The sequence below is a fragment of the Shewanella sp. SP2S2-4 genome, assembly GCF_031932025.1.
Lineage (GTDB): Bacteria > Pseudomonadota > Gammaproteobacteria > Enterobacterales > Shewanellaceae > Shewanella > Shewanella baltica.
Map to the genome: position 1 here is coordinate 46670 of NZ_JAUOER010000026.1, position 21599 is coordinate 68268.

The window sequence follows — 21599 nt, forward strand, 5'->3', positions numbered from 1 at the left end:
TTATTTGTTACGCAATTTGGTAAAAGTAACGCTTAGTGTTTACTTAAATGGGGCTCCAAATTTGCTTTTCAAGGGCAAGGGCTAAAACGAGGTTCGAATGGCGAAAAATAAGGCGCTTGATGAATACCAAGCGCCTATATGTGGACTTTCGTGTGCTTTCAACATCAGCCTACGCGAGGCGTTAGTCTTCGGCTAATTCTTTTTCTAACTGTTGGGCTATGGCTTCGGGCGATCCGCTGTTACGGGCAAACAGTCCATAGGCGGCGGGGATCACGAAGATAGTGAATAGGGTTGCCAATAAAATCCCCGACAACACCACTACACCAATCACGAAACGAGTTTCAGCGCCCGCGCCTGCGGCCATAACCAAAGGTACAGCGCCAGCGGCGGTGGTGATGCCAGTCATGAGAATGGGTCGTAAACGCTGCGCTGAGGCTTGGATAATCGCCTTGTCAAAGTCAACGCCTTTATCCCGCAATTGGTTAGCAAACTCGACAATCAAGATGCCGTTTTTCGCCGCCAACCCGACCAGCATAATAATACCTATCTGACTGTAAATATTAAGACTCTGCCCCGTGAGCCACAAACCAATTAACGCGCCCACGGTCGCCAGCGGTACAGTCAGCATAATCACCATAGGATGAATGTAACTCTCGAACTGCGCCGCGAGCACGAGGAACACAATCCCCAACGCGAGCAAGAACACGAAGTACATAGAGCTACCCGACTCTTGATAATCGAGGGATTGGCCCTTGTAGCTGATGACCGCTTCTGCAGGTAAATAAGCACGCGCCAATTGATTCATATAATCAAGGGCTTCACCTAGGCTATAACCATCTTCTAAACTGGCTTCTATGGTGATCGCGCGCATACGGTTGTAACGGTTAAGCGAACTGGCGTCGGCAAACTCTTCCACCGTCACTAAGTTCGACAGCGGGATAAGTTCTTGAGTCCGCTCGGAACGCACGTAGATATTTTGCAGATCCGCTGCGGTATTTTGATTACCGCGCTCGCCTTCAATGATCACATCGTATTCTTCACCGTCACGCATAAAGGTCGTGACTAAGCGTGAGCCCAGCATGGATTCCAGCGTACGGCCAATATTTGAAATCGACACCCCAAGGCTTGCCGCTCTGTCTCTGTCAATGACGACACGAAGCTGCGGCTTAGTCTCTTTATAGTCGTGATCTAAGCCGAGTAATTTAGGATTCTGTGCCGCCTTTTGCATCATGATATCGCGCCAACGAGCCAGTTCTTCGTAGCTAGGTCCACCAATCACAAACTGTACAGGTTTACCGACGCCACGGCCAAAGGCTTGGCGCATCACAGGAAACGCTTGCACCCCAGCGAGATCGGCAAGACGTTTGTTAATATCTGCGATCACTTCTTTCACCGGGCGACGTTTACCCCAATCTTCCAGCACGACAATGGCCATACCGTTAGAGAAATCCGCCGAACGGCCAAAGCCACGGGGAGCACGGATCAGCAGACGTTTGATATCACCCGTGTCGACCAGCGGCATCAAACGGTTTTCCACCTCATTCATATAGGATTCTATGTATTCATAACTCGCGCCTTGCGGTCCGTTGACCATCAAGAATAACGAACCTCGGTCTTCCTGCGGCGCAAATTCCTGCGGCACTTTTTGGACCAAATAAGCGCTAGAGCCTAACGCGATCAACACCAAAATCGACATCAATAACGGGTGGGCCATGGCAGACTTTAACGATAATTGATAACGGTTTGACACTTTGGTCATGATGCCGTCAACCTTACGCACCAACCAAGAATCCTGCGAGCTAGGCTTAAGCAACTTAGAACACATCATAGGTGTGAGCGTTAGTGCGACTATGCTTGAGAACAGCACTGCCGCACTCATGGTCACAGCAAACTCTTTGAATAGCTTACCTAAGTCGCCCTCAAGGAAAGTGATAGGCATAAACACCGCTACCAAGACTAAGGTGGTGGCGATGACCGCAAAGGCCACTTCACGCGCACCGAGGAAAGCGGCTTTGAGCGGTGAGTCCCCTTCTTCGATACGTCTATGGATGTTTTCTAGCATCACAATCGCATCGTCCACCACCATGCCGATGGCAAGGATCATCGCCAACAAGGTCAAGAGGTTGATGGTATAGCCAAGCGCATACAGCACAATAAAGGTGCCGAGCAAGGATACAGGCACAGTGATCGCGGGGATCAACATGGCGCGCACACTGCCAAGGAACAGATAAATTACGATAATCACTAAGACCATCGCAGTGAACAGGGTTTGGTACACTTCTTTAATCGAGGCTTCGATAAACACTGAGCTATCGTAGCTGCGCTTAATTGACATGCCCGCTGGCAAGGTCGGGTTAATTTTATCAACCAGCGCATTCACTGCGCGCGCCACTTCCAAGGTATTGGCGGTTGATTGCTTAGACACACCTAAACCTATCATCGCCTCTTTGTTACCACGGAACATAATCCGCTCTTCTTCAGAGCCAATTTCCACCCGCGCGACATCCCCCAGTTTAACTAAATAACCGTCCTCCCCTTGGGTGATCACTAAATTCGCGAAATCTTCTGCAGTGCGATAACCCCGCTCGAGCCTCACCGTAAAGTGCCGCTCCTTAGATTCAATCGAACCTGCGGGTAACTCGACGTTCTCGGCTCTAAGCGCAGCCTCTACATCAGCAACCGTTAAACTGCGCGATGCCAAGGCTTGTCTGTCTAGCCATATCCGCATCGCATACACTTTGCCGCCGCCGATACGCATCCGCGCCACACCATCGACCACTGAAAAGCGGTCGGCTAAATAACGGTTAGTGTAATCGGTCAATTCGAGGGTCGTCATTTGATCCGACACCAAATTGAGCCACATGATCACTTCATCGCCGCCATTGGCTTTTTGCACTTCAGGGGGATCGGCTTCCTCGGGTAAATTGTCGAGTAAGCCAGAAATACGGTCGCGTACATCGTTAGCCGCATCTTCAATATTACGGCTAATATCAAACTCTAAGGTGACGGATGAACGGCCATCACTGCTCGATGAACTCACGTGCCGAATGCCTTCGACGCCGCTGATCCTGTCTTCAATCAATTGGGTAATGCGGCTTTCCACCACGGCGGCACTGGCGCCGCGGTAGTTAGTGTCGATAGACACCACAGGCGGATCTATGTTTGGGTATTCACGCAGGGGTAATTTATCAAAGGAGACAAGCCCGAAAGCGACCAGCAGCAAGCTGATCACAGAGGCAAATACGGGACGTTTTACCGAGAGATCAGTGAGGATCATACACTTGGCTCCGCGCTCGTATCCGCAAGATAACTAAACTTTTCCGCGAACTCTGTTTGCACTTTATCCCCAGGATGGACTTTCAATAAGCCACGGATCACCACGTTTTCACCCAAGGCTAAACCGTCTAAGATCTCGACCCAACCACGGGTACGAATCCCGATAGTGACTTGTTTACGCTCAATCACATTGTCGGCATTAACGCTGTAAACAAAGTGATCATTTTGGATTGGGATAATGGCTGATTCTGGCAACATCAAGGCTTCGCGGCTACGTTTGATGAGTTTGACCTTCATCAACATGCCCGGTAATAAACGCAGCTCAGGATTAGGGATTTCGGCGCGGACAATCACAGTGCGCGTCGTTGGGTTTACGCGGCTATCAATCGATGTCACTACGCCTTTGAAGGTAAAATCAGGAAAGGTAACAGCTTTGGCTTCAACTTTCTTACCTGGGGCTAAATCTTGAATAAAACGCTCAGGCACTGAAAAATCGAGTTTAATCTTAGAGATATCATCCAAGGTGGTGATCGCAGTGCCGGGCGACACTAAACTGCCGACACTGATTTGACGTAAACCTAAACGGCCATTAAAAGGCGCCAGAATACTGCGATCATTGAGTGATGCTTGCGCCTGTTCAAGCTCTGCGCGGGTGGTATCGATAAGGGTTTGTAATCTGTCGCGTTCTAACTCTGCCACAGTGCGGCTGGTGACTAACGAACTGATACGGTTGAATTCACGTTGATTATCACTGACTTTAACTTGCGCGGCTTTTACCTTAGCGATTTGCTCGGCATTTTGCAGTTGGACTAGCAAGTCACCCTTTTTGACTATGTCGCCATCATCAAACTTAAGTGCTATCACCATGTCGGTAACTTTAGGGGTTATGGTCACAGATTCTGCGGCTTTATTGGTGCCGATGGCTTCCACTTCATCGCGAATAGGTGCCATGGCGGCGGTGGCAATCACCACGTTAGGCATGAGTTTCATTTGCGCAGTGGCAATCTCTTGCGGTTGCATGGCTTGATATCCAAACCATGCCGCGGCCAATAGGGCGATTATTAGAATAATTTTTTTCATCGGGCTTCCAAGGGATGACTCGCATTAATGACGGCTAGTTTACTCACTCACATCATCGCATCAATACGTTTTACTTTTTCTTACAAATTACGCCAATAGCGCAAAATATGTGTGATTAAGTGTCTTTGGCGATATACATGGCAGAATAGCCAGAATGCAGTACGATAACGAGAGTGATTAGTGATTATCTCTAAAAATGACAAATCCAGCGGAGCTTATTGCTAAAACCATTCAAAATATTGATATGTAGACAATTAAATCCTAAAACACCGTTTGCTTAGATAATCGTCAACCACCGTTCCATAAATCGCAGCCAATAAAAAAGGGCGATAATTCGCCCTTCTCTCATCAACCATTGAAATTAACGCAGTTTGCGTTCTTCTTTCATCAGGTTTGACAGTGACTGATACACATTGGTAACGACTTCATCGCTCAATGGCTGATCTTCAGCATCGCGGAGGAAGATCTTAGTCTCTTCAGGCGTATCGCCATCTTCAAGCAGTATACGGTAGCTGCCTTCTTTGAGCGCTAACTTATCGTCGCCCCACAATGAACTCCAGAAACCCGAGTTATCGTCAAACTTGATAAAGTACAATCCTTTCGCGCTATCCATATCGGCAATTTCGAAGCCCATTTCCGGCAGCACGATACGCAGACGATCCCACACTTGTTTGTAAGGGGCTTTAGCAGACCAGTAGGCTTTGCCTTCTTCTGGCGTGACTAAATCGACATTGATACCTAAGGTTTGCTTCAAACGATTCGCTTGAATAGATTGGTCACGTTTAATACTGATGTAGGCAATCGCACTGTTCAGCATATCAATCGTGTATCTTTGCTTATCTTCGCCGCTTAATAACACGTTTTGTGCTTTATCGTCGTAAAACTCTTCGTGTTCAACTAAGTGAATAACGATATTGGCAGTGCGACCATGTGGACGTGTTTCCACATCGAAACGGTAACGTTGGCGCAGCAGATAAACTTTATCTGAACCCCACATGTTTGATTCGATCACTTCGCGACTTTCGATCCAATCGGTTTCTATGTTGCCTTTATCAAAATCACGGCTACGAACAGCGATACCTTTTTGGGCCAAGAAACCATCTAAGTTGCTAAAGATCTCTTGTTTCAAGTCCACCGTATTATCGATAGATTCGACCACGATTTTAATGTTGTCGCTGCCCTCTTCCACGTGAGTACCTTCAGCCATAGGCAGTACTTGCAGTGGCGGACGGATATCCAAATTTTTACCGTAGACAGTAGCATTGGCTTTAGGGCCCAATGCTGGCACATCAAATTCTTTATTGTAGGGCGGTGTTTTTAATCCAGCAGGGATTTTAAGCAAAGGCGCTTGCTCAGCCTGAACATAGTCTTCAGTACCATTCGCTTGACGGCGATCAAGTGGCGAACTACAGGCTGCAACGGCAGCAACTAAGATCAGTGGGGTGACTTTCTTTAACATTAATTATTTAACCTCTATCTGGGCACGAGTCATTGCTTCTATCAACAGACCATGACATTGCTCAGAAAGTTCAGTCAAAGGTAAACGAATATGGCCACATTCAATCAAACCCATGCGATGGGCAGCCCATTTAACAGGGATAGGATTGGCTTCACAAAAGAGTGTGCTGTATAAACCGCGCAGTGGTGTGTCTATGCTCAGCGCAAGCTCAGCATTGCCGGCAAGCGCCGCATCACACATAGCTTTAAAGGCTTGTGGCACTATGTTGTTCGCCACTGAAATGACACCATTGCCGCCTAAGAGTAAGAACTCTCTGGCAGTGGCATCATCGCCGCTATACAAAAGGAAATCGTCGCCGCACAGTTCGCGCAGACGTTTTACACGGGATAAGTCACCGGTCGCTTCTTTCACGCCAATAATGTTGCTCACGCTGACTAACTCGGCAACGGTTTCTGGCAACATATCAACGGCAGTACGGCCAGGGACATTATAAAGAATTTGTGGAATATCTGTGCTGGCAGCAACTGCTTTATAATGCGCAATCAATCCCTTAGGAGTTGGCTTATTATAATATGGCGTTACGCCAAGCATAGCGGCAACACCCACCTTAGATAAGGACTTGGTGAGCTCAACGGCTTCAGATGTGGCATTGGCACCATTGCCACCAATGACAGGAACGCGGCCCGCAGCAAATTTAACGGCTTGTGAAACGACCGTTACATGCTCAGACATAGGCAGAGTCGCTGACTCGCCAGTAGTACCAACGGCCACAATGGCATCTGTGCCTTGGTCAATATGGAATTCGACTAACCTTTCAAGACTTGCAAAATCTACTGAGCCATCACTGTTCATTGGCGTGATTAAGGCTACGATGCTTCCGTTTATCATCTGACTTTCCCCAAGATTTCAGGATTCGCTATGGTACTGATGCCAACCACTAATGACAAGCATTAACGGGGCTCTCAAATTGAATTAGTTATGGTAGCATTACATCCCGCACAAAAACTCAGCTTCAACCCTGAGTTTTCGCTCTATGATATCGAAAAAGTGAGGAAAATTCATGACCAATTTCCTGGTCGTAACAGCGATGGGTCTCGACCGTCCTGGACTCGTAAGTAAACTAGCTCGTCTTGCCAGTGACTGTGACTGCGATATCGTCGACAGCCGTATGGCATTATTTGGTAACGAATTTACCCTTATCATGATGTTGTCAGGCTCGTGGGCATCAATAACGAAAATTGAAAGCATGCTCCCCAGTCTCTGTGTCGAATTAGAACTGATGACAGTGATGAAACGTACCTCTAAACACACACCACAAAATTACCTTTCTCGCCTTGAAGTTCGCTTCACGGGTAAAGACCAGCGCGGCACGATAAAACGCATTACCCAGTTCCTTGCCGACAGGTCATTAGATCTGGCTGCAGTGCGCTCTTTCTCCGAAGAATTACCTGACAGTGAGCAGACGCAAAACGTGTCGCTGACCATTAATATTCCTGAAAAAGTTGAACTAGAAAAGCTCGAACAGAGTATCTATCAACTCGCCCAAGATATGACCTTAGATTGCACTATTCGTCGTATGGAAGGCACAGCCATTTTAGAGGACAGAGGATAATAGATGAATACCTTAACGGCTGGGGCAAAAGCGCCTCAATTTACCCTACAGGATCAACATGGCACGTCAGTTTCACTGGCCGACAGCCTTAAGCAAGGTCCTGTTTTAGTGTACTTTTACCCTAAAGCAGCTACCCCGGGTTGTACAGTGCAAGCCTGCGGTCTACGTGACAGCAAAGCCGCGCTCGATAGCCATAATGTGACGGTATTTGGCATTAGCCCAGATCCTGTGGCTAAGCTGGCCAAATTTGCTGAAAAACAAGCGCTCAACTTTACCTTACTGAGCGATGAAGACCACAGTGTCGCCGACGCTTTTGGGGTCTGGGGTGAGAAAAAATTCATGGGTAAAACCTATGATGGCATCCACAGATTAAGCTTCCTTATCAATACAGATGGCACTATTGCCCACGTGTTCGATAAGTTTAAAACCAAAGATCACCATGAAGTCGTACTCGCGCAAATCGCGGGTTAATGGCTGATATGACGACGAATAAGACACGTCAAGCTGCTGCTTTAATCGGCAGCAAAGTGTAAACGTCGTCAGTTGATGTCGGTAGGCTGAATAAATAATCGGCAATCGATAACGAAAAGGTCCTGAAATCAGGACCTTTTTCATGAAAAATTTTCACTTTCATATCACAACACACTGTCTAACCGAGCAAAAATTCCGCAAATGCATTCAGCCATGCCCACATGTCATGGCATCCAAACGCCAATTTATCCTGCTACATAGGGCCAAATAATCGCGGCGGCAATGCTCCACATGGTTAGCCATATAAAACGGTCAAGGTAACGCCATGCCGCTGGGCGAGTAAAAATAGGCGCCAGCAAACGCGCACCAAAACTTAAGCCGAAGAACCAAATAAACGATGCCAACACGGCGCCTGCGCCAAACCAAGGTCGATGTAAATCGTCGAATTGAGTGCTGATACTGCCGAGTAACACCACAGTGTCGAGGTACAAATGCGGATTAAGCAGACTGATCCCAAGCGTGGTCAACACGGCCTTTTTGAAGGTATCGGCATTATCAGCCTGCTCCATCTCAATGCCCTTGGCCACAAACGACGCCTTGAGCGCATTTGCACCGTACCAGAGTAGAAACGCGGCGCCACCGAAACTCGCCACATGCTTAATGGTCGGGAAAGATTCAATAATGTGCCCCAGCCCCGCCACACCCGCAGTGATCATCAGCGCATCAATCATAGAGCAGAGCAAGGCAATCGGTAACGTGTACGAACGCTTAATGCCTTGCTTGAGCACAAAGGCATTTTGCGCGCCTACAGCAATAATCAAACTGCCACCAATTCCCATACCTTGTATAAATGCCGCTTGCATAACCACCTCTCATGTTCGAAGAAGGCGCTAGCATAGTCAAAACAACAAAATTAATATAACTAATGTTTTTTATGTATCATAAGTAAAATTAATAACCATCAAACACAGATCGATTAAGGATGATTATGCTGGAATACGCCAATCTCAAAGCCCTCGCCGTTGTCGTCTCGGAAGGCGGGTTCGACCGCGCCGCTAAAGTGCTGCACATCACCCAGTCGGCGGTATCGCAACGCATTCGGCAGCTTGAGGAAAAAGTCGGTCAGTCATTACTTATTCGCTCCAATCCCGTGGTCGCCACCCCCACAGGCAAACGCCTGCTGCGCCACTATTCACAGGTTCAATTACTTGAGAGTGAATTAAGAGCCGAGATGGACGCCGACGATCCCAACCATCCAACCACAGTGCGTATTGCTGTGAATGCCGACAGTTTAGCCACTTGGTTTTTACCAGCGCTGGCAGGCATGTTCAGTCGCCATGCTTGGTTATTGGAATTGATTGTCGATGATGAGTCTTACACCCATCATCTATTGAAAAACGGTGAAGCGGTCGGCTGCGTCACCACAACCGAAGTGCCGATGGCGGGTTGCAGCAGTGAGTTTTTAGGCACCATGGAATATTTATGTGTGGCCACGCCCGAATTTGCCGCGCGCTATTTTGGTGAGCCGAGAGACTCGCTATCGCTTAGCGACACTCGGCTGTTTAACGGCATTAGCCAAGCTCAGTTAGCAAAGGCGCCAGCAGTGGTGTTCTCCACCAAAGATAAGCTGCACGAGAAGTTTCTCGCCCAATATTTCAATATGACGCCAGGGCAATGGTGGCAACATACAATCCCCTCTTCAGAAAGTTTTTTAGAAGCGATTAACTTAAGCTTAGGTTATGGACTCGTCGGTCATCTGCAAGCTAAGCCATTAATCGATCAAGGGATACTGATTGAGCTCACGCCAGAGCGGCGCATGCGCGTGCCACTCTTTTGGCAGCATTGGAATATTAAGGCGAAGCAAACGACACTGGTCTATCGCGCCCTTGCAGCAACCGCGCAACACAATTTGCTGCATCAAGAATGAACGCACAACCCGCATGAATCTTCAGCGATTTACCCGCGATGGTGTTTAACGCGGTGTGATGATTCCCATAGCGGCGCCTTTTTGCTTCATCAAATGTGAGTTAAATGGCAGGCATAAAAAAATCGGGCTCAAACCAAAGTTTGAGCCCGATATTGAGAGTCATAGATCTAATCTCAAGTGAGGCTTAAAACTTAAACCTAACTCTCTCTTTATTAGCTTGCTCTTAACGCTGCAATACGTTTTTCTAATGGAGGATGACTCATCATCATTTCCGCCATTGAACGTTTGCCGTTAATACCAAAGGCAGACATTTGTGCAGGCATTGCCGTGCTTTCTGGACCTTGGCGTAAACGCTCAAGCGCAGCAATCATCTTGCCTTTACCCGCTAAACGGGCCGCGCCTTCATCGGCTTTGTACTCACGAATACGTGAGAAGTAAGCGACGATGATTGAAGCCAAGATACCGAATAACATATCCAGCACGAAAACCACGGCCATGTAAGCGAACATGCCTAAACCTTCGCCTTCTTCATCATTGCTCGACACAAAGTTGTTAATAATGCCAGCAACCACACGAGCCGCGAAGATCACGAAGGTGTTAACTACCCCTTGGATCAGTGTCAAGGTCACCATGTCACCGTTAGCAACGTGGCTCACTTCGTGGGCCAATACGCCTTCGATTTCATCTTGGCTCATGCCATATAACAGACCCGTACTCACAGCCACTAATGAATTGTCTTTGCTTGGGCCTGTAGCGAACGCGTTCATGTCGGGTGATTGATAAATCGCCACTTCTGGCATTTTAATTCCCGCTTGTTTAGCTTGACGGGCAACCGTCTCTACTAACCAACGTTCAGTACTGTCACGTGGGGTGGTGATCACTTCACAACCCATGGTCTTTTTCGCCATCCATTTTGAAATGGCTAAGCTGATAAAGGCCCCACCGAATCCAAAAATGGCAGCGAACACCAGTAGTCCACCCATAGTAGACGTGTTCACGCCTAGAATAGACATTACAATTGAGGCTACTAGCAACACAGCTAGGTTAGTCGCAATCAATAAAAATATACGCTTCATTTCAGCTCCTTTAGGGCAAGAATGTGCCATTTAACTTTGTTCAAAGACATAATATGTCCAAATCATCGAAATTCAAGTGGTAAAAGAAAAGAGTTTTTAAATTAGGTTATCTTTCTCGTATAAAGGCACTGTCTTTCATGGATCGAGAGTCTAGGGTCACTATATTAATCGAAACTTAAATCTAGCGGCTATCGGCGCTACAGCGCAATTCTGCTTTATTTCTCTATGTTTATCGGGATTAATCTTTGTTAACATGCCTGCACACTCCGAGATTTCAGGATACAAAATGACAATCAATGCCCTACTACTGAGCAGCTCTCGTGTCGGTGATACACCTTATCTTGCCCACGCGATCCCTTTTATTAAACCGCTTACCACCAAGGCGCAAAAATGGATTTTTATCCCCTATGCTGGCGTCAGCATGAGTTATGACACTTATTTAGCGTCTGTAGTGACAGGATTAAGTGAGCTTGAACTCGATATCAGTGGCATTCATCAGCATCCCGATCCTCAACAAGCGATAAAAGATGCCGACGGGATTTTAATCGGCGGCGGTAACACCTTTCATTTGTTGCACCAACTATATCGCTATGATCTGGTTACGCTAATTGGTGAACAAGTTGCCCTTGGCAAACCTTATATCGGCTGGAGTGCGGGTTCTAACGTATCGGGACTGAGCATTCGCACCACGAATGATATGCCCATCATCGAGCCGCCATCGTTCAAGGCATTAAACTTAGTGCCGTTCCAGCTCAATCCGCATTATTCCAATTACCAAGCACCGGGCCACAACGGTGAAACCCGTGCCCAGCGGTTATTAGAGTTCACTAAAGTCGACCCATTAACCCCAGTGATCGGCATAGTTGAAGGCTCAGCCCTGTGGCGTCAGGGAGACAAACTCTCACTCTTAGGTGACCAGCCAGCATATTTGTTCTGCGGAGAACAGCAAGAAATCCCTATCCCTGTGGGCAGCGATCTGTCGCACTTACTCAAGGCCTAATTTACTTAAGCCCTAATTTACTCAAGCCCTAATATTCAAGCTAGCAGCCGTATAGCGCATCTAAATAGGCTCACAGGAAAAACGGTGAGCCTAAGTTATGACTTCCTATCGCTTGAGCCCTAATACGCTTATCTGTTTTCTTACCATCCTAACGTTAACGGTGCCTCGGCTCTGTAGCAACGCCACTCAATTGAATCAGTGCTAAATTAACTTAGCCAAGCGCGTTTTCACCACACTCTTTATTACCACTGAGCTATTACTACCGCCGAGCACATTCGCAATTACTGTTATTGATAACTAAACAACACAGTAAAGTATCCAAAGCAGCACCTAAATAGCACTAATCATAATTTATGTTACAAATATCCTGCTACACAGGTAAAATTACCGCTCACCTCAGCGAGTCAGATCCCACAACTGAGGATTTTGTAGCAGACAAGTTATTAATATTTAGGGATTAGATAGACTGAAGCATATATTGTGCCTATGAATCAGCGTCATTTTAGTAAGGAGTTTCCATTTTGCGAATGAATCATACGATGAATTACCCTACCGGTTATCCGGCATTACTCAAAAAACTACCTTTTTTCATCTTGACCGCCATCGTCTACGTCGTCGGCATGAATAACGTCAATGCCGCAGCGGCAGAGACAACCGCAGCACCTGCGCCTGCCCCAGAAAAAAAATCTAAAAATTTTACCCACGATACTGTAGTCGAAATCGCGCAACAGCTGTCGCAAAAACCATTTAAAGAAGCCAAGAAAGCGCCTAAAGAGCTGATCGATCTTGATTTTGCCACCTATGGCAAAATCAATTATCAAGAAAATGCCGCGATTTGGGGCGGTACACCCACTAAATTTTCGGTACAGCTTTTTGCTCCGGGTTTTCTCTATAAAAACCTTGTCGATATCGACGTGGTCGAAAACAGCAAAGCGATACCGATAGAGCTCACTGAGGCCTCGTTCGATGTGCCCAGTGACGCCATTGAAAAACTCATCACCCAATTAGGTCAATATGCTGGCGTGCGTTTGCATTACCCCATCAATGACGATGAAATGAAAGATGAATTCATCATGTTCCAAGGCGCGAGCTACTTTCGCGTACTGTCTAAAGGCCAAACCTATGGCCTGTCTAATCGCGGTTTAGCAATAGATGTCGCCCAACCTAAAGGCGAAGAATATCCATTGTTTAAGCGTTTTTGGGTTGAACGACCATCCAAATACCAAACGGCGATTGTGGTGCATGCCCTGCTCGACAGCCAAAGTGTCACGGGTGCCTACCGTTTTGGTATTTACCCTGGCGCACCATCACGTGTCGAAGTGGATGTAACCCTGTTCCCACGCAAAGATATTCAACATGTTGGCCTTGCACCGCTGACCTCTATGTTCCTGTTTGGTGGATTAGATAACTCGGATAAACCCGATTACCGCCCTGAAGTACACAACTCAGACGGCTTGCAAATCGATCGCGGCAATGGCGAACGTCTATGGCGCCCATTAAACAATCCCAACAAACTGCAAGTCAGCGCCTTTGCCGATGAAGATATTAAAGGTTTTGGTCTGATCCAGCGCCACCGTAAGTTCGAAGACTATCAAGATCTGAGTGCAAACTATCAACTTCGTCCTTCCGCATGGGTTGAGCCACTCAATGATTGGGGCAAGGGCCAGCTAGTGTTGATTGAAATCCCATCGAGTGCAGAAACCAACGACAACATAGTCGCCTATTGGGAGCCGCAAGGCGGCCTGAAGAAAGATCAACCCTATAAATATTCCTATCGTATGACAGCGTCAAACGACAGCCCTTCAATCGCGTCAAAGGCTCGAGTGGTCCGCAGTTCGAAGGGGCAAGTGCTCAGCAAGGGTAAAGAGTTACTCGTCGACTTTAGTAATATCAAGCCACAAGATATTGATAAAATTAGTATCGATGCCAGCATCAGCAAAGGAAAAATCCTGTCAACTCGGATTGTTGCTCACCCTGACATCAATGGTGCACGGGTATTTGTCAGCTTCGAACCAGAAAGCACCAATGTAGCCGAACTGAGATTACAGCTGAAGAAAGACGATAAACCCCTAGCAGCGACTTGGTTATACCGCTGGAATAGCGACGATTGGCAATAGAGCTCAATTAATTCCCTTGCTTAGCGAGCATAAACCGACCCTATAGCGTTAATAAAAAGGTAGGGTTAATAAAAGCGTCAGTCTTTACTGGCGCTTTTTTATGCCTAGGATTTTATCGATAGATGTTATTGATAGATTTTTATTGATAGGTTTTCTATTTCTAGGTTTATCTCAAGCATAAATAGGTTAAACCAAAGCAAAAAACTCACGACCTGCGTTTCAGCCGAAATAATTTCACGCCTTATCGCTCTGACTTCTCTGCACAAAGAGTTACATCAGCATAGCTACTGGCTTGCTTCAAGTTGATGCTATCAGCTTCAAACGTACCGCTGTTACATGATGCAATGGTTTTCAGCACTCCGCCCCATGACTAGCCCGCAGCAAGAAGCCCTGCTAACTAAAGCTAGCGAGACTAGTCCAACACATTGATGACCATCTCTTATATCGGAAACTGCGCACCTAACGTGTCAGTCAAGCTTGGCCTTAAACAGATAATGAAAAATGATAACAAAAAGTAGGAGTCCAGATGCAAAAAAGCCTCAACTTTCGTTGAGGCTTTTTCTTTTTTGGTACCCGAGGCCAGACTTGAACTGGCACGCTGTTACCAGCGAGGGATTTTAAATCCCTTGTGTCTACCGATTCCACCACTCGGGCAAACTCTGAATATCAATGACGGGAATCATGTCATAAATATTATTAACTCTATGTATCTAACGCTTAATACAACAATCAAATCTTTAATAAAAACCTATTGAAGCTTAGGATTTTATTTTTACCATTATCATCAAAAATAATGGTACCCGAGGCCAGACTTGAACTGGCACGCTGTTACCAGCGAGGGATTTTAAATCCCTTGTGTCTACCGATTCCACCACTCGGGCAAACTCTTTATATTAACGACGGGAATCGTGTCATTAATACCTTAATCTATGGAGGCGCGACCCGGAGTCGAACCGAGATCGACGGATTTGCAATCCGCAGCATAGCCATTCTGCCATCGCGCCATAGTTGCTAACTCGGATTAACCAGAATCAGACTTCAAGAATATTGGAGCGACATATCGGGTTCGAACCGATGACCTATACCTTGGCAAGGTATCGCTCTACCAACTGAGCTAATGTCGCATTTTGTTTTACTATTTACTCAAGTAAGTAAGGTATCGTATTTAACCTTATCAACTGAGCGAATATCACATTTCAATATTCAGTAGCGTTAAGATTTTGTTTTCACATCGTCTCTTGTCTACGGGGTGGCATTCTACCGATTTACCACCCAGTGTCAACCGCTGTTTTATCGATAACTTACTGCTTGCACACTAAATAATCTCTTTGATTTTTTATTGCACTATTCAGCAGTCAGATCTTTCCAAGCGGCTAAAATGTAACTCATCATTGACCAAAAAGTTAATACTGCGGCGATATATAACAGCACAAACGCGGCATTGGTCATTAAAGGATTGTATTGCCAAATCAGGCCAATAATCGCCACCATTTGCGCGGCAGTCTTATATTTACCAATCCAAGACACGGCGACAGTGCCACGTTTACCAATTTCAGCCATCCATTCTCTCAACGCTGAAATGACAATCTCGCGACCTATCATAAACAGAGCTGGCATCGTCAGCCAGATATTGGCGTATTGATCGACTAACAGCACTAAGGCTGTGATCACCATCAACTTGTCAGCGACTGGATCGAGGAAAGCACCAAAACGGGTTAATTGCTTCAATTTACGGGCAGCATAACCATCTAATGCATCCGTTAACGCCGCGAGCCAAAAGGTAAAGGCGGCAACAAAAGGGGTCCAGTCGTAGGGTAAATAAAACAGCACCACAAAGATGGGCAGTAAAAAAAGCCTGAAAAGAGTTAATGCTATAGGTAAGTTAAACGGCATGATCAAACCAGTTAGTCAAAAGCAGCGCCAATCTTGCCTTAATTTTATCACCCTCGCAATGCATCATGAATGGTTTGTGCCATTTCTATGCTGATCCCTGGTACTTTGACTAATTCCGCCACACTTGCCCCTTTCACTTCTTGCAACCCACCTAAATGCTGTAACAAAGCTTTACGGCGTTTAGGGCCAATTCCTGGAATAGATTCCAATGTGGAAGTATTGCGGGTTTTCTGGCGACGATTACGATGGCCTGTTATCGCGAATCGATGGGACTCATCGCGAATATGTTGAATAAGGTGCAACGCAGGCGAATCACCTTCGAGGGAAAAGCTAGTTTCTGTATCCCCTAAAATTAAGGTTTCGAGCCCAGGTTTACGGCCCTCGCCTTTCGCCACCCCAATGAGCTGCGGTGCTTTATCTAAATGGACAAACTTTTCATCCACTATCTTCTGGGCGATACGCAACTGCCCAAGTCCACCATCGATAAACAGAATGTCAGGGATTTTACCGCCTGCTTCAATCTTATCGAAACGTCGGCTGACCGCTTGCTTCATCGCCGCGTAATCATCGCCCGGCGTAATACCCTCGATGTTATAACGACGATATTCGCCTTTATGCGGCCCTTCTCGATTAAACACCACACAGGAGGCAACTGTGCTCTCCCCCATGGTATGACTGATATCGAAACATTCCATCCGCTGGATAGGCCCACTCAATTCAAGGATTTCTTCGAGTAACACAAAACGCTGTTCGACCGTATTTTTATGGGACAAGCGCGTAACTACGGCATTCGTCGCATTGGTCACTGCTAACCGTAAGAAGCTTGCCCTGTCGGCGCGTACATTGGTCTTAATCGAAAACTTTTTATCTAACGCCTCAGAAACCGCCGCTTCAAGTTCATGTAATTCTTCAAAGTTGTGGCTAATCACCACTTCCTTTGGGATCGTGCGTTGAATATCCGCATTTAAATAAAACTGCAGGATGAAAGAGCGCAGCACTTCGTCCATATCGGTTTGGGCGGGTACGGAAGGATAATAGCTGCGACTGCCAAAGATTTTACCCTCGCGGATAAACAGCAAATGGAAACAGGCGATGCCCGACGAATAATGCACACCGATGACATCCATATCGCCTTTATTATTCGATACTTCCTGTTGTTCGGCGACTTTACGCAGCGCCATGATCTGATCGCGAAATCGTGCAGCTTGCTCATAGGCTTGTCGCTCGGCTGCAAGCTCCATTTTGTCAACCAAGGCGCTGATCACTTGCTGATCTTTGCCCTTTAAAAACAGGCTGGCGAGTTTCACTTGCTCATCGTAATCAGCGTTGCTGACTTTTCCCACACAGGGCGCGCTACAACGGGAAAGTTGATATTGCAAACAAGGGCGTGAGCGAGACTTGTAGTAAAGGTCGTCACATTGACGAATTGGAAACAGCTTCTGCATTAAATGCAGGCTTTCACGCACGGCGCCGCCGTTAGGATAAGGGCCAAAATAGTGGCCTTTTTCCCGCTGCGGACCACGATGATAAGCGAGCCTTGGGTGTTCGTGCTGGCTTAACAGTATGTAAGGATAAGATTTGTCATCACGCAATAACACATTGTATTTTGGCATGTATTGCTTGATGTAATCATTCTCAAGCAACAGCGCATCGGTTTCGCTGTGGGTCAGCGTCACATCAATATGGTGAATATGCGAGACTAAGGCTTGGGTCTTAACATTAGCGAGGTTTTTACGAAAATACGAGGTAAGCCGTTTTTTGAGATCTTTGGCTTTACCCACATAAATGACGTCATTCTTGACGTCATACATGCGATAAACCCCAGCGGAGGATGAAACCGTACGTAAAAAACTTTGGGCGTTAAATTCATTCGACATCATTTACACCCACAGTTTTGCAGACTTAACACAGACAACATAGGAACATATAACCCAAGAACTCGCTAGATTAAAGTCATCGACCAACGCAATCCACTTTCCATTAAAAATGGCCAGCATCCAACATCTTATAGCGAATAGCTAACCGCGTTAGCTCGACATCACCACTGATCCCCAGTTTGGCAAATAGGCGGTAACGGTAGCTGTTAACGGTTTTAGGGCTTAAGTTCAACTGCTCAGAAATATCGTTTACCTTCTCGCCGTTGGTGATCATCAACATGATCTGTAACTCACGTTCAGACAAAGACTTAAACGGGTTTTCATCGGCGGGATTAAACTGACTCAGCGCCATCTGTTGGGCAATTTCAGGGGATAAATAACGCTGGCCGCGAGACACCTGACGTATTGCCTGCAATACTTCCGGCGGCGTCGCCCCTTTCGTCAAATAACCCGAAGCGCCAGCCTGCATGACCTTGCTCGGGAATGGATCTTCCGTGTGCACAGTCAACACAATAATTTTAGCATGGGGTTGATAACGCAGAATTTTTCGAGTGGCTTCCAGTCCGCCCATCCCAGGCATATTCATGTCCATTAAGATCACATCGGCTTCGTTTTGGCGAGCCCACTGCACCGCAGTCTCACCATCAGGGGCTTCGCCCACCACTTTGATCCCACGTTCATCTTCCAAGATGCGGCGGATCCCAGTTCTCACAAGCTCATGATCGTCAACCAAATATATCGAAATCAACTTTATCCACCTTTTACTATTTTCAGCTCGTTCCGTGCGTTAAATAAAGCAACACAGCAAACGGATAACGAGTTCATAAGGCTAATTTAGCCCAACAACCCCATTTCGCAAAGCATAAATTCAACATTGTTAACTAGATGATATTTAAAGAAAGGATTCCAGAATAGCATACCAATAAAAAGCGTTTAAAAACGAAGCAATACACAAAGCGCTATCAGCCTAAATGCTTGTTGGATCGGTAGTACAGCACAAACAAAAAAGGCCATCATTACTGATGGCCTGTTTCGTGAATATAGCGTAGGAGCTGCGCTTCAAATCAGCAACCCAAGGGTTCAAACGATGTAAATGCAAAATGCCGCTAATTGCTTAGCGGCATTTTAACTAAATATGGCGGAGGAGCAGGGATTTGAACCCTGGGTGGGCTATAAACCCACGCCGGTTTTCAAGACCGGTGCATTAAACCACTCTGCCACCCCTCCGAACGAGCGAGATAATAGCGATCTCGACTGCCACTGTAAACTTAAATTTATACTTAATCGTGTTAATTGGTTATTTCAAATTCAATTTTTGATTAAAAAACGTGTTTCAAAGTAAAAACAGAAAACTTGTGGCTTAGAGTGAGAAACCTTGGTTCAAATTGCACGAACAAAAAAGGCCATCATTACTGATGGCCTTTCTCGTAAAATATGGCGGAGGAGCAGGGATTTGAACCCTGGGTGGGCTATAAACCCACGCCGGTTTTCAAGACCGGTGCATTAAACCACTCTGCCACCCCTCCGAACGAGCGAGATAATAGCTATCTCCTACTCCGCTGTAAACTCTTAATTTAAAATAGCAATCCACATGGTCAATCTACATCCAATTTGCTTAAAAAATCGCATAATTCGACTTATGCTTTGAATTTCCGGTCAGTTAAAGCGCCACTAACAAGGCGATCCACTACATAACTTTTTATCAGGATATTAGACTTAAGCTCGATTAATATTGATTAAACGGTCGGATAGTTTCTGCATTTCAAGGCTTAACGCATCGAGTGCGGTCGCATCAAGTGAGTTATCTTCACTAATGCTATTAATCCTCACCGCCAACTCATTGATCTCCTGAGTCACTTGGCTTTGTTGCTGAGCAGCTAAAGCAATTTGCTGGGCTCGCTGCGAAATATCATCGAAACTTTGTACAGTACTCGATAGAGAACTGGCCGCTCCCTCAGCCTCAGCAACTGCGTGGACAGTGCGGGACTCGCCCGTTTGCATCGCTTGTACCGCAAGCCGAGATGCTGATTGCAAAGCATTAATCATGGTACTGATTTCATTGGCGGAATCTTGAGTACGACCAGCAAGAGTTCGCACTTCATCGGCAACAACCGCAAAGCCGCGACCCTGTTCCCCCGCCCTTGCCGCTTCTATTGCCGCATTTAACGCTAACAGATTAGTTTGCTCTGAAATCGCCTTGATCACATCCAATACGGCGCCCACTTTCTGGCTATCTTGAGCCAACTGGGATATCACCTTGGTCGCATTGGCGATCTCCCCCGCTAATGCCTCAATCGAGGCATTGCTGGATGACACTCGGGTTTGCCCTTCCCGCACCACAATTAAAGAGGATTGCGCCGTTGCAGCACAATCGTTAGTGTTATTCGCCACTTCCATCGCGCTTGACGACATTTGTGTTATCGCCGCGGCGAGTTGCGCACTCTCAAGACGCTGCTGTTCTGCACGTTGGGCTAACCTATGGCTGAGACCACTTAATTGCGTTGCCTCAAACTGAACTTTCTTCGCCTCTTGGGTGATCAAATCTAGCATTGCCCTCAGTGTACCCGCATAGGTATTTACAGCTCGACGCAAAGCGCCAATTTCATCATCCCGCTGAATTTGCAGCTCGACATTGGCACCCAAATTACCGCTCCCAAGGGAAGCAATTTGATCTGTGGTTTCTTCAAGTTGCGCCAACAGTTTTTTACCCGACAACCACGCCAAATAAAGTAAAATGGCGAGCAAGGGTAATAAAAACAACAAAATATCAAAGGTCAGCTCACGGGCAAGCCCTGTAACTCGGGTCTTTGGCGTCACAAGACCAATCACCCATCCGGTATCAGGCATCACAAAAAGGCTTACCTCGCTCGCCTGATTGAGTCTTCCATCCTTATCTAAACTCACAGAAATAACATTATTGATTGAGGTTTGCTTAAGTGCAGCTTCAACGGGGGCAAGCCAAGGTAACTGCCCGACGAGATCGGTAAAGCGCAGCATAGTGTCGGACTTATTCGCTTCAGGAAAATGCAAGATATTACCCGCTTGATCTAAAGCAAAAGCATAGCCGTCAGTTACATTGCCATGTTCTGTTAGAAATTTAGCTAAATCATCAAGTTTTAAATCTATTGTTGCGACCCCGGCAAATGTCCCCGTCAGACGATATGGCACACTGCATGTCACCATAGCCACTTTCGTCACGGTATCCTGATAGGCTTCAGACCATAGGCACTGGGATACAGAACTTGTGCGTGCCCCTGTATACCAAGGATCATTGTGATAGCCAGGGCCAGATTGCGCATTATAGTCATCTGAATAAGCCAGCAAATTATCGCTACCACGGGCCCAGAAAAAACTGTGGCGGGTGCTTCCAGCGACAAATTTATCTGGCTCTGGCCAGATCCCACCGCCTGCAATAGTGAGATCGCCATTGTTATCAATTAGATTAGGTAAGGAATTAAGATAAAGAGCTTGCTCGTGGGGTAGCACTTCTGCAAGGCGTGCAAGGCTTAAAGTAATACCCTCAATGCTGGCAAGCTTAAGTGCGAGTTGCCTCACGATACTGCTACCGGTTTGCTCAATTAGCTCCTGACTCGCCGCCACTACTCTAGGTTGCCCCCTCAGTGACATCACACCAAAAACGGCGAGTCCGGTCAGTAAAAGCAGTACTATGCTGCCCATAGTGAGACGCTGCGAAATACGTGTTGGTAACCACATAGCTTTCTCTACTTAAAATAAGTCACCCAGATGGGAGAATTGCTCGGCCGTATGATCCAAGATTGTCGAGAATCATACGTCGCACCATCCTAGTGCA

The 21599-nt window shown here is 46.6% G+C and carries 15 protein-coding genes and 6 tRNA genes; 5 read left to right on the plus strand and 16 right to left on the minus strand.

What is annotated here, in order from left to right; genetic code table 11:
• Positions 1-181: 181 nt before the first annotated feature.
• From Q4Q54_RS17865 to dapA, 4 genes are all read right to left on the minus strand, one after another.
• On the minus strand, positions 182-3277 hold the full coding sequence (locus Q4Q54_RS17865; RefSeq protein WP_311989165.1) for an efflux RND transporter permease subunit: 3096 nt from the start codon (positions 3275-3277) through the stop codon (positions 182-184).
• A complete protein-coding gene (locus Q4Q54_RS17870; protein WP_311989166.1) occupies positions 3274-4356 on the minus strand; it encodes an efflux RND transporter periplasmic adaptor subunit in 1083 nt (360 codons plus the stop codon). Before Q4Q54_RS17870 ends, Q4Q54_RS17865 begins: the two co-directional genes overlap by 4 nt.
• Before the next feature lie 361 nt (positions 4357-4717).
• Positions 4718-5815 (minus strand): outer membrane protein assembly factor BamC, encoded by a 1098-nt coding sequence (bamC, locus tag Q4Q54_RS17875; RefSeq protein WP_311989167.1) that lies wholly within the window; start codon positions 5813-5815, stop codon positions 4718-4720.
• Positions 5816-5818: 3 nt separating this feature from the next.
• The gene (gene dapA, locus Q4Q54_RS17880) at positions 5819-6703 is read right to left on the minus strand and encodes a 4-hydroxy-tetrahydrodipicolinate synthase (RefSeq protein WP_311989168.1); all 885 of its coding nucleotides are present in this window, start codon (positions 6701-6703) and stop codon (positions 5819-5821) included.
• 172 nt (positions 6704-6875) lie between these two features.
• Between dapA and Q4Q54_RS17885 the strand changes: the two genes are divergently transcribed.
• Positions 6876-7427 (plus strand): glycine cleavage system protein R, encoded by a 552-nt coding sequence (locus Q4Q54_RS17885; RefSeq protein ID WP_006082061.1) that lies wholly within the window; start codon positions 6876-6878, stop codon positions 7425-7427.
• Positions 7428-7430: 3 nt separating this feature from the next.
• Positions 7431-7898: a thioredoxin-dependent thiol peroxidase gene (bcp, locus tag Q4Q54_RS17890; RefSeq protein WP_006086208.1), complete on the plus strand. Its 468-nt coding sequence runs from the start codon at positions 7431-7433 to the stop codon at positions 7896-7898.
• Between the two features lie 245 nt (positions 7899-8143).
• On the opposite strand, the gene Q4Q54_RS17895 is transcribed toward bcp, so the two are convergent.
• Positions 8144-8761, minus strand: a complete 618-nt coding sequence (locus tag Q4Q54_RS17895) for a LysE/ArgO family amino acid transporter (RefSeq protein WP_006082063.1) — start codon at positions 8759-8761, stop codon at positions 8144-8146.
• Positions 8762-8886: 125 nt separating this feature from the next.
• Between Q4Q54_RS17895 and Q4Q54_RS17900 the strand changes: the two genes are divergently transcribed.
• Positions 8887-9825, plus strand: coding sequence for a LysR family transcriptional regulator ArgP (locus Q4Q54_RS17900; RefSeq protein ID WP_311989169.1), 939 nt, complete (start codon positions 8887-8889; stop codon positions 9823-9825).
• 212 nt (positions 9826-10037) lie between these two features.
• On the opposite strand, the gene htpX is transcribed toward Q4Q54_RS17900, so the two are convergent.
• A complete protein-coding gene (htpX, locus tag Q4Q54_RS17905; RefSeq protein WP_006082065.1) occupies positions 10038-10901 on the minus strand; it encodes a protease HtpX in 864 nt (287 codons plus the stop codon).
• 286 nt (positions 10902-11187) lie between these two features.
• On the opposite strand from htpX, the gene pepE reads away from it, so the two are divergent.
• Both pepE and Q4Q54_RS17915 read left to right on the plus strand, forming a co-directional pair.
• A complete protein-coding gene (pepE, locus tag Q4Q54_RS17910; RefSeq protein ID WP_311989170.1) occupies positions 11188-11901 on the plus strand; it encodes a dipeptidase PepE in 714 nt (237 codons plus the stop codon).
• Between the two features lie 527 nt (positions 11902-12428).
• Positions 12429-14018: a glucan biosynthesis protein G gene (locus Q4Q54_RS17915; protein WP_311989171.1), complete on the plus strand. Its 1590-nt coding sequence runs from the start codon at positions 12429-12431 to the stop codon at positions 14016-14018.
• 567 nt (positions 14019-14585) lie between these two features.
• Here Q4Q54_RS17915 and Q4Q54_RS17920 read toward each other — a convergent pair.
• From Q4Q54_RS17920 to Q4Q54_RS17965, 10 genes are all read right to left on the minus strand, one after another.
• A tRNA-Leu gene (locus tag Q4Q54_RS17920) sits at positions 14586-14672 on the minus strand.
• 140 nt (positions 14673-14812) lie between these two features.
• Positions 14813-14899, minus strand: a tRNA-Leu gene (locus Q4Q54_RS17925).
• Between the two features lie 49 nt (positions 14900-14948).
• A tRNA-Cys gene (locus Q4Q54_RS17930) sits at positions 14949-15022 on the minus strand.
• A 44-nt stretch (positions 15023-15066) separates the two neighbouring features.
• Positions 15067-15142: transfer RNA gene (locus Q4Q54_RS17935), tRNA-Gly, on the minus strand.
• A 220-nt stretch (positions 15143-15362) separates the two neighbouring features.
• Complete coding sequence (gene pgsA, locus Q4Q54_RS17940) at positions 15363-15911, minus strand: CDP-diacylglycerol--glycerol-3-phosphate 3-phosphatidyltransferase (protein WP_006082068.1); 549 nt, start codon at positions 15909-15911, stop codon at positions 15363-15365.
• A 47-nt stretch (positions 15912-15958) separates the two neighbouring features.
• Positions 15959-17788, minus strand: coding sequence for an excinuclease ABC subunit UvrC (gene uvrC, locus Q4Q54_RS17945; protein WP_261273546.1), 1830 nt, complete (start codon positions 17786-17788; stop codon positions 15959-15961).
• 103 nt (positions 17789-17891) lie between these two features.
• Positions 17892-18536, minus strand: coding sequence for a UvrY/SirA/GacA family response regulator transcription factor (gene uvrY / locus Q4Q54_RS17950; RefSeq protein ID WP_006082070.1), 645 nt, complete (start codon positions 18534-18536; stop codon positions 17892-17894).
• A 388-nt stretch (positions 18537-18924) separates the two neighbouring features.
• Positions 18925-19015, minus strand: a tRNA-Ser gene (locus Q4Q54_RS17955).
• Positions 19016-19223: 208 nt separating this feature from the next.
• A tRNA-Ser gene (locus tag Q4Q54_RS17960) sits at positions 19224-19314 on the minus strand.
• Between the two features lie 190 nt (positions 19315-19504).
• Entirely contained in the window at positions 19505-21502 is a 1998-nt protein-coding gene (locus tag Q4Q54_RS17965) for a methyl-accepting chemotaxis protein (RefSeq protein WP_107947983.1), read from the minus strand.
• Positions 21503-21599: the final 97 nt, after the last annotated feature.